We start from the raw sequence: 13,566 nt of genomic DNA, 5'->3' as shown, positions 1-13,566 counted from the left end.
CATGGACGAGATGGTCGAACTGCGCTGCAAGTACTGCGGCGCACCCCTGGACAGGAGGGACATCGAGTCCGAATCCCCGTACGTCACGTGCCCCAGCTGCGGCACCACCCAGCAGAGGCTGGACGCCAAGAAGTACATGGAGCAGATGATGGGGCAGATCCAGAGCTGGATCTCGAAGACGATCCCCGGCGGCTTCATGATGGGCCAGAGCGAGAACGTCGATCCCATCGCAAGGCACAACATATTCATCAACAACGTGAAACCGCGTGTGGAGGTGGAGATCAACGAGTACAGGTTCGCCCTGAACGCCGTGATCGCATCCCCGCTCATCGTGCTCCCCTTCAGCAAAGGCGAGCCGGTGAGGTCCAACCACACGTCCACACAGGCGTTCGAGTTCGATGCGAGGCTCAAGAGCGTAGCACCCCTCGCGGTGGACGACGAGAGCCGCGCCTCCATAAGGGCGGGAGAGGGCATAGCGAACGCGTACGCCCTGATAGTCAACAATTCCAAGCTCCTGTCGGACACCGTGCCGGGCAGATTCGCCCTGATGTCCAAGAACTTCAAGGAGTCCGCAGATGCGATATCCGGATGCGAGGGGTACGAGCCCCTCGGATCCAGGCTGAATGCCCTGTCGGAGGTGTGCTCCGCATCGGACATGGTGCTCAACGGCGACGCCCTCGGCTGTTCCGCCAAAGCGGAGGAGGCGATCTCCAAGCTGGAGGCCGCCAAGAGGGAGCTCCTCGCGAACCCGAAGCTTGCCATGACGCTCCGTGCGGTCGACCTCGAAATCGCACAGAGCAGGACACTGAAGAACGTGGCGGACATGGTCAACAACGGGACCTCCAAGGACCCGCTCAAGACACTGAACCTCATAACCGAGATCTCATCGCTCAAGCTCCCGTCCAATCCACAGTGGGACAGGCTGCTGTCCCGCGAGGACAGGGACTACGAGCTGTTCGGATACGTCAGGGACATAGTGACGGGCAGGAACGGCGGGACCCTCCCGATATGCACTGGCGGAGGCGATGTCCTGTTCCCGTTCTGGGACGTGGACCTGCAGTACAGCTTCACGACGGGGTCCCTGTTCTCCAAGAAGTCGGTGGTTGTCAGCGAGGACCTCCTGATCCCCGCCACGTTCACGATATCCCCCGAGGCGCTGTCGAACCCGCGTACCGGCCTGACGGACATATTCGCCGCTGCACCGGAGAGCTCGATCCTCAACAGGCTAAAGGGAGAGGAGCAGAGCATCAGCGGCGGCGCAGGCATCGGAAGGCTAGCGGACTCCGCGGCCGACAACTCGCCCGGGTCCAGGACCATTGTCGTGCCCCTGTGCACGAAGACGGAGGCGTCCAGGCTCGTGGAGATGTACCTCACCCAATGTGCCCAGTCGCACTCGAAGCTGAAGCTCAGCAGACCCAACGTGAAGAAGCTGATCTACGTGCCGTGCTCGATCGAGGGCGGACGCGTGGCCCTGCCGAACGCATTCAACGGCCTGGAGCCCAGGGTATTGGGCTCCGGAGCGGACAAACTGATCAAACTGTGAGAGGAACGAGATGACAGACGAAAACGGGTTGAAACCCAGAACATGGAACGCTGTCGCGGTAGGGGCACTCCTCATCGCGGCCGCACTTGCGATCATACTGTACTGGTACCAGGGAGACCTGATCTGCGCCTTCGGGACGCTGCTCCTGGTCTACGGGATATACATGGCGGGGACGAGCTTCCTCAAGAGCGGAGGGGAGAACAACTTCGGACCCTCCGATGCCGATGCCGCCCTCGCGGCAGGGACCGTAGTCGCGGGCGTCGGCATCACATGCCTCGTCTGGGGATTCACCGGAGAGGTGCTGATCACCGTGGCGGTGCTGATCATAATACTGGCAGTGGTCGGGATCATAATGGCAATGAAGAACAGGAACGTGTGAACATGTCCATCGACGAGAAAGTCAAATCCGAAATGAAGGACAAGATGTCCCTCACCGAGAGGATCGCCCTGTACATCCCCATATACAGAGGATACAAGGAGAAGAACCTCCGCAGGGAGGAGGACAGGGCCGTCAGGAACGAGGTCGCCAGGTCCATACAGGGAACGAAGGCCGACCTCTCGACCATCCAGAGAGAGCTCGTCGATCAGCCGGAGCTCATGATGGACATGGAGAGGATCAGGACCAAGATCGACAGGTACGACGTCAAGGTCAGGAAAGCGGTCAATGGATACTCCGGATTCCACACCGCCGTCAAGATCGACGAGTCCGACCTGGACGCCCTGGTGAGATGGGATGCCAAGCTGATAGAGGACATCCTGTTGCTCAGGGAGGCCACCTCGGACCTTCTGAAAACGGTCGATCTCGGGGCGGAGGCCAAGGCCGAGATGAGGAACCTCGAGAGGGGAGTGGACTCCATGATCGAGGACTACGACCAGAGGGAGACTGTCATGAGAGGATTCGCCACGGAAGGAGATGATGAATGATGGGAAAGACCAACGTTGTATTCTGGGAGAACCAGGGGCCTGACGACATCATATACGCGTACGAGCACGACGACCTCAGGACCCTGACCTCGGTCACCGTCCCCGAGCACGCCGTGGCGATATTCGCCAGGGACGGACAGCTCACCGGCGTCCTGGAGCCCGGCAGGCACATGATCACGTCCTCGAACATCCCCTGGCTGACCAAGCTGTACAACCTCGCGCTCGGCTACAAGGAGACCCCGTTCAAGGTGCAGATCATATTCGTGTCCCTGAAGATGTTCAACGGGAAATGGGGCATCCGCGCCATGATCAAGGCGGCCCAGGGCTACGAGGTACCGATAACACTGATGTCCAACGGGGACTTCCAGTTCCGCATCAACGACATCCCCGTGTTCTACACGCAGGTCCTGGGCGGGCTGAAGTCCTACACCACCGGTGACGTCAACATGTTCATGAAGAGCTTCATCAACGAGCAGATCACGCAACAGCTCACGAAGCAGTGCTACATGGACGTGTACGGGAACCTCGAGAAGGCCTCCACCACCACCAAGGTCATGGTGGAGCAGTACTTCCAGCAGAGGGGCGTCGAACTCCTCAGCCTCAAGATCTCCGAGGTGCGCACCACCGACGAGGACCAGAAGAAGATCTTCGAGTACCTCCAGTTCAGCAGCGCCAACGGAGAGGCGTTCAAGAGGTACGAGGTCATGGACAGGATGGCCGACGCCATCGGCAACTCGGAGGGCGGTGCGGCGATGGGCACGGGAATGCTCCTGTTCCCCCAGATGTACCAGCAGCTCCAACAGCAGCCCCTGTACGGTGTCCAGGGCCAGCAGGCCGCGGCCGCCCAGATGCAGCAGCAGCCCAAGGTCCTGTGCCCCTACTGCGGGTCGCCCAACGACTACCCGTACAAGTTCTGCAACAACTGCGGGCAGCCCTCGCCCCAGGCCCAGAGCCAACAGCCCCCTCAGCCTCAGGCCGCCGCTCCCGCGCCGGGCGGTGCACCGAGATTCAACAACTGCCCCTACTGCGGACAGAACATCAGCGGTCTTCCCAAGACCCCCAAGTTCTGCCCGTACTGCTCGGAACAGCTGTACTGAAACATCCCTGGCGGGAGACCTTACAGGGTCTGCGGACCCTGGACCTTCTCATCCACCGCATACTGTGGATCCCATGATCGGACATCATACATCCATCTACCAAAGATTACGGTAATATTTCTACGAATTTCGTTTATAATCATACGATTACAGCATTATCCGACAACATTCCTTCGAAATCCATATGAGTCAATAGAAACATTGAAATATTGTGGACACACATATCATACTCAGGAGGTAAGCAAACATCGGTAAACGTAAAGTGATCCAGATCTGCGGCGAGAACTGCCAGCTGAGGACCTGCGCGGAGAAAGACCGGTCGCTCGACACTTGTCTCCTGTGTGGGTCGCGACAGTTCGCAAGACTCGACTGATGACCGCGACAAACACCATTACCCTTCGGGGGAACCTTCTGGAAGAGAAACGACAGGGAGCACAGGACAAGGAGCCGGGTATTCTCGAGCGATACCGTCACCCGACTGCCCCCTGTGCGTACAGGGCGTGTGAAGAAGCTTTTTAATTCACGCCACGGTGACCATTCCGATGAGCAACATTGAGGATTACATCACCAACATCCCCGATTTCCCCAAGCCCGGGATCATGTTCAGGGACGTCACCACCATCATGAGCAGTCCTGACGGACTCAAACTGTCCATAGACGGACTTGTGGACATGGTCCGCGACCTGGACTTCGACCTGGTGGTCGGATCCGAATCGAGAGGCTTCATCTTCGGGACCCCCGTCGCATACGCCCTCAACAAGGGATTCATCCTCGTGAGGAAGAAGGGCAAGCTCCCTAGGGAGACCATATCCGAGGACTACGACCTCGAATACGGCAGCGCCACCCTCGAGATGCACAAGGACGCCATCAAGCCCGGTCAGAGGGTCATCATCGTCGACGACCTCATCGCTACCGGCGGGACGACCGAGGCCATAGTGAAGATGGTCGAGCGCGAGGGCGGGGAGGTAGTGAAGATCTGCTTCGTCATGGAGCTCGCCGGACTCAAGGGAAGGGAGAAGCTCAAGAAGTACGACGTGGAATCCCTCGTGACGTACGAAGGTGCCTGAATGAGAATCGTGTGCCCCGCGATCCGTGACGGATGGTTCGGCGACGAGTACGGTGCCAAGGGCGACCGGTTCGTCAACGGCATGCCCTCGCTCTCCCCCGGATTCGAGATCGTCGACGCTCCTGATGGGACCAAGAGCTTCGCGGTCATCTTCGACGACTACGACGCGTGCTCCGCCAGCGGATTCCTATGGGTCCACTGGATGATCTCCGACCTCAGGGGGACCTCCGTGGAGGAGGGAGCATCCCATAACGACCCTCCGTTCACGGAAGGTGCCAACAGCTGGTTCAGCGCGCTCGGGGACCTCGACAGGGAGAAGGCCACCGGATACGGCGGGCCCGCACCCCCCAACGGGACCCACAGGTACACCCTGAAGGTCTTTGCCCTGGACACCGTGCTGGACCTCCCCCGCGGGTTCAGGCTCAACGACCTCTACTTCGCGATGGACGGGCACATCATCGGCCACTGCAAGACGATCGGGAAGTACAGCACCGAATGACATTTCCGCGGATGTCCGGGGGCATCGCCGGGGACGGCGGACCCTCGGCATCGGCACCACTCGTTCTATCAGAAGGTGACCCTGCCGGGAATCGAACCCGGATTGTCAGGTCCGAAGACTGACAGGCTATCCGCTACCCCACAGGGCCCGCCATCCGATTATTGAAGAACGATATAACCCGATTGGTGCGGCAACCTGGAAAAGTGTATAACACGCGGCGTGGATGCCCTGCCTCATGCCAAAGGTGATTTTGAACCACGGAGCCGGCGGGGAGCTCATGCAGACCTTCCTGTCCGACCATATCACGAAACACTTCCCGAAGATGGATGCGGAAGTCCCGCTCGACTCGATGGACGACTCCGCTGTCGTGGATGACGTGGTATTCACCATAGACGGGCACACCGTCAAGCCGCTGTTCTTCCCCGGAGGGGACATCGGCAAGATCTCCGTCGCCGGGACCGTGAACGACATCTCCGTCATGGGCGCAACGCCCCTGGCACTGGCCTGCTCCGTCATCATGGAGGAGGGCCTGGACATCGATGTCGTGGACAGAGTCATGGACTCCATGGGGAGGACCGCGGCCGATGCGGGCGTTCCCATCGCAACCGGTGACACGAAGGTCGTGGAATCCGGTGCCGTGGACCAGATGGTCATGTCCACATCCGCCATCGGGAAGAGGTCTGCGGACCTGGACGCCAACTTCGCCAAGGCCGCCGAATACCGCAAGGTGGATCACCGCTGGTGCACGGACTCCAATGTGAGGCCGGGGGACGCGATCATAGTGTCCGGATACATGGGGGACCATGGGGTGGCGCTACTCTCCTTCCGCGAGGGATACGGCTTCGACAGCGAGGTCCAGAGCGACGTGGCCCCCCTGAACAGGATGATCGCCAAGGGTCTGAAGGCCGGAGGGATCGTGGCGATGAAGGATCCCACGAGGGGAGGTCTGGCGAACACCCTCAACGAGTGGTGCGCGAAGTCCCATGTGGGCATGGACATCGACTACCCGTCCATACCCCTGAGGGATGGCGTCGTCAACGCATGCGAGCTCCTTGGGATAGACCCGCTGAGCATCGGGAATGAGGGCAAGTGCGTCATCGGGGTCGTTCCCGACATGGCGGACGAGGTCCTGAAGGCGATAAGGTCCACGCCGGAAGGCAAAGATGCGGCGATCATCGGCCGCGCCGTCGACGGTCCGGAGAGGGTCGTCATGAGGACCGAGGTCGGAGGGAAGCGCATCCTCGAGGCCCCTGCCGGAGATCCCGTCCCCAGGATCTGCTGAGGGCACCGGCCGGGACGACAGGTCCCGGCCCTCCGGACGTCCAGAATCCAATTATAGTGCGGGTGCGTGCGGACACCCGAGGATAAGATGGTGGAGTTCCTTCCGTTCGAGGGCCTCAGGCCCAATCTCAAAGCTGGAGACCATATCGGAGACCGCATCTCGCCGCCGTATGACGTCATAGGTCCCGACTATCTCAAAGAGCTGCAATCCAAGCCCCATAACATCACCAGGCTCACCCTGAATCCCGATGCCGACAAGAGGTATCACAGCGCAAGGAAAGAACTTGACCAGTGGATCGCCGACAACGAGCTGAAGCAGGACGACCCATCATTCTATATCTACGAACAGACCTTCGACGACCATGGGAAGACCCGGGTTCGCAGGGGCATCGTCGGGATCCTCAGGACCGAGAGGTACGAGGACGGCAACATCATCCCCCACGAGGAGACGTTCTCCAAGGTGAAGGCGGACCGCCTGAACCTCCTGAGGGACATGGAATCCCACCTGGAGTCCATCTTCGGCATCTTCACAGGCCTGACCCCCGAGCTCAACAGGAGGATCAGGGACAACGAGAGACTGGTCTGCAGGTTCGTCGACGAGGACGGGGTCGAGCACAGATACTACGTCCTCTCCGACCCGGAGATCACATCTGCGATCTCCGCCGAGATGAAGGACCAGAAGATGCTCATCGCGGACGGGCACCACCGCTACGAGACCGCGCTCAACTATGCCCTCGAGAACCCGGACGACCCGAAGAAGCAGTATGTCCTCGCGACCCTCGTCCCCTCGGATGACGAGGGACTCGTCATCTGGCCCACCCACAGGATGGTCAGGTCCGACAACATCTCCGAGAAGAACATCGTGAAGGGCATCGAATCTGTCCTGAAGACCGCCGAGGTCTCCAGGGAGGAGATGGTGGCGCAGCTTCCGGACCACATGATGGGCATAGTCCTGAAGTCGGGAAGGTGCTTCCTCGCCGATCCCGAGTCCGAGGGGGACAACGGACTCCTCAGACTGGACACCTATGTCGCACAGCAGAAGGTACTCTACGGCATCTTCAAGTCCGACGAGGGGAAGGCGGAGGTCTCATACGATGCCGAGATGGACTCGGCGTTCGAGAAGATGGACTCCAAGAAGTACGAGGCCGCGATCATACTGAACGACCCCAGCCTGGACACCATCTGGGAACTTGCGATGGACGGCAAGCGCATGCCCAAGAAGACCACATACTTCTTCCCCAAGATCTGGTCCGGATTCGTGCTGTACAGCATGCACTGACAATAATGCGGGGGACACCCCGCCCCTTCCTCATGGAATTTCTATCAAGAGCACCGATATGGAACGGACCCTGTGACGAAGGGTGTGCTGGAATGGGGTCTGGATAAAGATAACATGGAGCCGCCGATGGGAATCGAACCCACGACCTACGCCTTACCAAGGCGTCGCTATACCCCTTAGCCACGGCGGCAGTTGTAATCCAGCGTATTGACAACTTCTTGATAAAGGTTACTGTCGGACTGTGCCGGACCAATGGATACGACCGTCGAAAACAGGAGGAAACCATTGTTTTCACAGAGAACCGTCCGGAAATCCGGACGGATGGAAGAGGTTTGAATGCCCGGAACATCCCGGGCACATGGGCCTCAGCTCTTATCCGAGACGGATTCCCCTCTGCGCTTCGCAAGGAATCTCGGACCCTTCCAGCTCCAATCGCCCATCAGATGCATCAGGGCGGGAACCACATACGGGACCACGATCAGCGAATCCACCAATATGGCGAATCCCAGTGCGAAACCGAGCTCCTGCAACATGCTAGACCCCGAGGCGAGCAGCGTGAGGAACGTCCCGCCCATCACCAGGCCGCACAGGGTTATGATCGAACCGGACCAGGACAGTGCGTTCTCTATGGCCTCATCGTTGGACAGGCCCTTCAGCTTGCCTTCCCTTATGCGGGTGGTGAGCAGGATGTCGTAGTCCATCCCGAGCCCCAGGCAGATGACGAACAGGACTATCGGGACTATCCAGATGACCTCGAGGCCGAGTGCGTTCACGAACACCAGGTGCAACGTGCCGAGCGTCCATAGGACGCTCATCATGATGGTCACGAGGGACCTGATCGGTGTGAAGTACACCCCGAGGACGAACAGCAGCAGTATGTAGATCAGGACCATGACGCCCAGCTCGATCCAGTTGAACTCGGAGTTCACCACATCCGATATGTCATAGAGGACGGCGGCGGTCCCCACGACCCAGGATCCCTGGACCCAGGGGTTCTCCCCGACGAACGAGGCCATGACATCCCTGGCACTTCCGATCGAGTCCATGGATGCCTTGGACATGGGCTCGTCCTTGACGATGAGCATTATCTGGACGAACCTCCCGTTGCCTTCGGGACTGTCCGCCTTGTACGATATCAGCCCCGCACCGACATTGACCTGGTAGTCGATCAGCGATGCCACCGTGACGGGCATCGTGGGAGCGAGGATGTCCGAGGGGGCCTTGTCCCACGCATGATATGTATCGAAGAACTGTCCGAGAGGCCCAGTGACCATCTCCGGAAGCCCTGCCTGCTCCAGGATCGCATGGTTCACGACGCTCGGCGTGACATACTCAGAGAGATGAGCGGCGGCATACTGCTCCGCGGCGGCCTTCGCCATCTCGTCCGTCATTCCCATCGCCTTCGCCTGCTCGAATGACGCGTCGAAGAGCTGCTGATACGTCTGTGCGGAGACCATCCCCTCGGCCGTCGAGTACAGGTACGTCCAGGGTGTCGGACCCAGGACGGTCCCGATGTTGTCGTCCGCCTCCTGGATCGCCCCCGGGCTTCCCCCGACAAGTGATGAACCGACCAACCCGGCCTGTATGGCGGAGACGTACCGCATCCCTGCATCCGTCCATGTCAACGTATGTATGCCGTTGCCGAGATCCGAGATCTCCACAAGGGGCTGGTCCGCCTCCATCAGTATGTAGGTGGGCATCATGTATCCGCCATCGGTGTTGGATGTTATCGCGTCGACACCCTCCTTCGCCTCGGAATCGGGCATGACGCTGATCATGTCGAAGGAGTCCTCGGAGGTCAATGCGACGCATCCCAGGGGCACGGTCAGCAGTATCGCCACTGCCACGATCGCCTTGGCATGCTTCACAGAGAACTTGCCCGCCCAGCCAAAATATCTTCTGGAAACGCCGACTGCACGTCCGTAGAACCCACCGCGCATCCTGCTCTGTCCGGTATAGTCGTCCATCTTCCTCGGCCAGAAGATCCTGTCCCCGACAAGTGCCAGTATTGCGGGTATGAGTGTGAGCGCCGCGAGCATGGCGAGCACTATCCCGATAGCCAGCACCACGGCCATCGAGGAGACGAGGCTGAAGGAGCAGAGGGACATCACGGCAAACCCGATTATCACGGCCAGTCCGGACGTGAACACGGACTCCCCGGCCCACTTGATTGCCTCCGTGAGGGCCTCGTCCTTGCTCTTCCCGTTGTAGTTGCGCTCTTCCCTGTATCTCGCGATGATGAATATGAAGTAGTCGCATCCTGCCCCGAGCATCGATACGAGGACGATCGTCTTCGTGATGTAGAATATGTCGAACACCTGTCCTAGGGCGAATGTCAGTGCAAGGACCACCCCGTATGCCGTTCCGACGACCATCGGGGGCACGAGAGCGGTCACCAGAGTGTAGAAGAACAGTCCCAGTAGGACGAGGATTATGAGGATCGACAGGGGGTCGATCTTCGCTATGTCCGCATTCGCACCTTCCAGCGTATCGTATGCGATAGGCACGGATCCGGTCACATACGTCCTCTCGGAAAGTCCGGCAGAATCCATCGCATCCGCGACGGCTTCCCTGAGGTTCCCGACCTCGTCCATCGCGGACAGGTCCCCTCCGAATGCGACGGCGATCATGTATGCACCGCCGCTGGAGCCCTCATGACTGAATGCTCCCATGATATTGTATGAGATGTCGGAACCGAATCTGTCCTCCAATGAGTCCGATAAGACTCCCGACCCAATCAGCTTCTGTTTGATCTCCGAAAGCTGACTCACGTCCTCGTACGGTATCACCAGGACCGTATCTGTATTCAAAGAACTGTCAAAATACTGGTCTACGAGTTCCTGTCCCTCTGAGGACTCGGAATCCAGACCGCCCATCGACGTCATGTCATAATTCAGGACGTCGCCGACCTGCGCTGCGAAAGGTAGCGCTACCAGAAGGGCGACAACCCACACGGCTATGATCGCCTTTGGGTGCTTCCGAACATGCTGAGCATATCTCTCGAACACGCCTTTCACCTTGAACATGCTCAAATTTTAAATCATATTTAAATATTTTGAACATGCTCAATATGTATCACGAAACAAGACGATCATCGGGATGACGATACCATCGAAGGCCGAGATGAGGTGCGGCCCACCGATAACTTAAAGGAGTAACAACGACAAGGGGAATGAAGGATGACATTGACGATCACCCATTCGGAACCGCGTTACAAGAGACGCAGCGGCAAGACCGAGGAGATGCGTCAGAGGATCCTGGAGGAATCCATAAAGCTGTTCGTGGAGCAGGGGTATGAGAAGACCACCACCCGGCAGATCCTTCAGAACGTTGGCATCCTGAACGGGAGCCTCTATAACATATACAAGAGCAAGGAGGACATATTCTCGGACATCATCATGATGTCCCTGTCCGAAGTCATGGCCGAGGCGCCCAAGCACATATCGGACGATACGGATAAGGCCGACACCCTGGCATACCTCCTCTGCATCGAGGTCTACATATCGAACCGCTCCCAGCGTATCGCCGAGCTGCTCTGCATAGCCAACGAGAACTGGAAGATCCGCACCAGGGTCAACGACATGGTGGCCAGATGGGTCAGCGTCGCGAACGCCAACGGGTCGGCACCCCTCGACGTGGACAATCCGTACCTCAGACTGGACGCGTGCATGGGTGCGGCATTCGTTATCATGGAGAAGATGGCCAACGAACCGGGGAGCGTCGACGAGAGGGCCGCGATGACAGTCGTCGTCGAGACTGTCTACGCCCTCCTCCACAAGGTCCAGTCCAAGGCCGCCGAGACCGTGGGCGCCCTGCTCGGAAGCTTCTCCAGAAGCGAGATGACCATCGCAGGCATCCGCATACTCTGAAGCACACCATTAATTATCTCCCATCGATAGCGTAAGCCATGAAGAAAGAGATGAGTTCCTTCGACGTCCGTTCCATCGTGACGGAATTGGCATCACTGGAAGGCGCCCACATGGACAAGATCCATCATTGGGGTGCGGGGAACGTGCTTTTCAGACTCAATGTCCAGGGCCAGGGAAAGACGGAACTCCTCTTCGAGGACAGGAAATGGCTCTACTGCCCTTCCAAGAAGCCGGAGACCCCCACGATGCCCACCACATTCGCATCGTATCTCAGGAAGTACATCGACAACGCGCGCATCGGGAAGGTCGAGCAGGTCGGGTTCGACAGGATCGTCACGATGGAACTGTCCAAGTCCGACGGGGACTACCTGCTAATCTTCGAGATGTTCGGAGGGGGCAACGTCCTCCTCGTGAAGGACGGCATGATCCAGAACTGCCTCGTCCAGAAGACCCTGAAGGACAGGAAGACACGTCCCGGAGAACCATACGTGATGCCGAAGTCACGCTTCGACCCGACTAGGTCCACCGAGGCGGATTTCCTGTCATCGTTCAGGGCGTCCGACGCGGATGCCGTGAGGACCCTGGCGACCTCCGTGAACCTTGGAGGGCAGTACTCCGAGGAGGTCTGCACGCGCGTGGGCCTCGAGAAGTCCACACCATCCAAGGACGTGGACGATGCCACCGTGTCGAGGATGTACTCCGCGGTGGAGGACATAGTCGGCCATGTGCTGCAGGTCCCAGAACCCACGGCATACCTCAAGGACGGGAAGATCGAGGATTTCGCCCCCGTCATGCTCCAGTCCCGCTCATACCTGGAGTCCAAGCACTACAACACGATGTCCGCACTGATCGAGGCATACCTCGAGGAGACCGGGGAGGCGCTCGAGGAGGCCTATGTGGACCCGGCCGTCGAGAGGCTCGAGAAGAGGATATCCAAGCAGGAGGAGACCCTGCTGGACTACAAGCTCCAGGAGGAGGAGTACCGCAGGAAGGCCGAGGCGCTCTATGCGGACTACCAGAAGGCGGCGGGACTCATCCAGGTCCTGGACGAGCAGTCCAGGAAGATCACCTGGGAGAAGCTGAAGGAAGGGGCGTCGAAGATACCATACGTCGAGTCCATAGACCCCGCCAAGACCCGCGTCACCGCCGTCATGAGCGGCGAGACCGTGACGCTGGATTGGACGAAAGGGGTGGACGCCAACGCGTCAGACCTCTACCAGAAGGGCAAGGACATCGGGGAGAAGGCGAAGCGCGCCGAGGACGCTCTGAAGCAGAGTCGCGACGAGCTCTCCAAACTGCAGAAGGGCATCGACAGGGAGAAGGCGCTCGCGGCAGAGCGCGCCGCACCCACCAAGCAGTTCTGGTTCGAAAGATACAAGTGGTTCATCACCACCGGCGGACGCCTCGTCATGGCCGGGAGGGACACGCACAGCAACGACAACGTGGTCAAGAAGCACCTGAAGGACGGGGACCTCTATGCCCATGCCGACGTCCACGGGGCCCCTTCGGTCGTCATAAAGGACGGGGCGAAGGCATCCTCGGAGGAGCTCCGCCAGGCGTGCCTGTTCGCTCTCGCACAGTCCAAGGCATGGATCGCGGTGATGTCCGAGGGCGGAGCGTTCTGGGTGTTCCCGGACCAGGTCAGCAAGACCCCCAATCCCGGCGAGTTCGTACCCAGAGGAGCGTTCATAGTCCGCGGGAAGAGGAACTACGAATACCACCTTCCGATGGAGCTGGCGATCGGGGAGGTCTACCACGAAGGGTCCAGAAAGGTCATGTGCGGGCCCGTCGACTGCTTCGGGAACTGCGAGAAGTACATCGTCATCCGCCCGGGAAAGCCGAAGTCCGGAAGGAGGACCAACGATATCGCAAAGAGGTTCGAGGTCCCGGAGGAGGAGATCTCGCGCATCGTCCCGCCCGGGGACCTGGAGGTCGTGCGCGAGGTATGGCCCAAGCCCGATACGGACGAGGAATGAGGACGTATCCGTGGGTTTGCATACATAGCACT

11 protein-coding genes and 2 tRNA genes are annotated in these 13,566 nt (G+C 59.3%); 10 read left to right on the top strand and 3 right to left on the bottom strand.

The window, feature by feature from the left end; translation table 11 throughout:
• Position 1 precedes the first annotated feature (1 nt).
• The 6 genes from V5D86_RS06100 (at position 2) to V5D86_RS06075 (ending at position 5,129) form a co-directional block, all read left to right on the top strand.
• Positions 2-1,543: a hypothetical protein gene (locus V5D86_RS06100; RefSeq protein ID WP_414595799.1), complete on the top strand. Its 1,542-nt coding sequence runs from the start codon at positions 2-4 to the stop codon at positions 1,541-1,543.
• Positions 1,544-1,553: 10 nt separating this feature from the next.
• Complete coding sequence (locus V5D86_RS06095; protein ID WP_414595798.1) at positions 1,554-1,922, top strand: hypothetical protein; 369 nt, start codon at positions 1,554-1,556, stop codon at positions 1,920-1,922.
• Between the two features lie 32 nt (positions 1,923-1,954).
• Complete coding sequence (locus tag V5D86_RS06090) at positions 1,955-2,467, top strand: hypothetical protein (RefSeq protein ID WP_414595797.1); 513 nt, start codon at positions 1,955-1,957, stop codon at positions 2,465-2,467.
• Positions 2,467-3,564, top strand: a complete 1,098-nt coding sequence (locus tag V5D86_RS06085) for an SPFH domain-containing protein (protein WP_414595796.1) — start codon at positions 2,467-2,469, stop codon at positions 3,562-3,564. The genes V5D86_RS06090 and V5D86_RS06085 overlap by 1 nt, the downstream gene beginning before the upstream one ends.
• Positions 3,565-4,106: 542 nt before the next feature.
• A complete protein-coding gene (locus tag V5D86_RS06080; protein ID WP_414595795.1) occupies positions 4,107-4,631 on the top strand; it encodes an adenine phosphoribosyltransferase in 525 nt (174 codons plus the stop codon).
• The gene (locus V5D86_RS06075) at positions 4,632-5,129 is read left to right on the top strand and encodes a YbhB/YbcL family Raf kinase inhibitor-like protein (RefSeq protein ID WP_414595794.1); all 498 of its coding nucleotides are present in this window, start codon (positions 4,632-4,634) and stop codon (positions 5,127-5,129) included.
• Between the two features lie 76 nt (positions 5,130-5,205).
• Here the strand turns inward: V5D86_RS06075 and V5D86_RS06070 are convergent.
• Positions 5,206-5,277: transfer RNA gene (locus tag V5D86_RS06070), tRNA-Arg, on the bottom strand.
• Positions 5,278-5,364: 87 nt separating this feature from the next.
• Between V5D86_RS06070 and hypE the strand changes: the two genes are divergently transcribed.
• Together hypE and V5D86_RS06060 are read left to right on the top strand one after the other, a co-directional pair.
• Positions 5,365-6,411: a hydrogenase expression/formation protein HypE gene (gene hypE / locus V5D86_RS06065; protein WP_414595793.1), complete on the top strand. Its 1,047-nt coding sequence runs from the start codon at positions 5,365-5,367 to the stop codon at positions 6,409-6,411.
• 87 nt (positions 6,412-6,498) lie between these two features.
• On the top strand, positions 6,499-7,689 hold the full coding sequence (locus V5D86_RS06060; RefSeq protein WP_414595792.1) for a DUF1015 family protein: 1,191 nt from the start codon (positions 6,499-6,501) through the stop codon (positions 7,687-7,689).
• 115 nt (positions 7,690-7,804) lie between these two features.
• On the opposite strand, the gene V5D86_RS06055 is transcribed toward V5D86_RS06060, so the two are convergent.
• Together V5D86_RS06055 and V5D86_RS06050 are read right to left on the bottom strand one after the other, a co-directional pair.
• Positions 7,805-7,879 (bottom strand) — tRNA-Thr (locus V5D86_RS06055).
• 175 nt (positions 7,880-8,054) lie between these two features.
• The gene (locus V5D86_RS06050; RefSeq protein ID WP_414595791.1) at positions 8,055-10,715 is read right to left on the bottom strand and encodes an MMPL family transporter; all 2,661 of its coding nucleotides are present in this window, start codon (positions 10,713-10,715) and stop codon (positions 8,055-8,057) included.
• Between the two features lie 153 nt (positions 10,716-10,868).
• Between V5D86_RS06050 and V5D86_RS06045 the strand changes: the two genes are divergently transcribed.
• Positions 10,869-11,558, top strand: coding sequence for a TetR/AcrR family transcriptional regulator (locus tag V5D86_RS06045; RefSeq protein WP_414595790.1), 690 nt, complete (start codon positions 10,869-10,871; stop codon positions 11,556-11,558).
• A gap of 38 nt (positions 11,559-11,596) precedes the next feature.
• Positions 11,597-13,534 carry a ribosome rescue protein RqcH gene (rqcH, locus tag V5D86_RS06040; RefSeq protein ID WP_414595789.1) on the top strand — a complete coding sequence of 646 codons (1,938 nt, stop codon included), beginning with the start codon at positions 11,597-11,599 and terminating at the stop codon, positions 13,532-13,534.
• The last annotated feature ends 32 nt before the right edge of the window (positions 13,535-13,566 follow it).

The sequence above is a fragment of the Candidatus Methanoprimaticola sp. MG2 genome, assembly GCF_047501175.1.
In the GTDB taxonomy this organism is placed as follows: domain Archaea; phylum Thermoplasmatota; class Thermoplasmata; order Methanomassiliicoccales; family Methanomethylophilaceae; genus Methanoprimaticola.
This window is presented reverse-complemented; position numbering and strand designations above follow the sequence as displayed.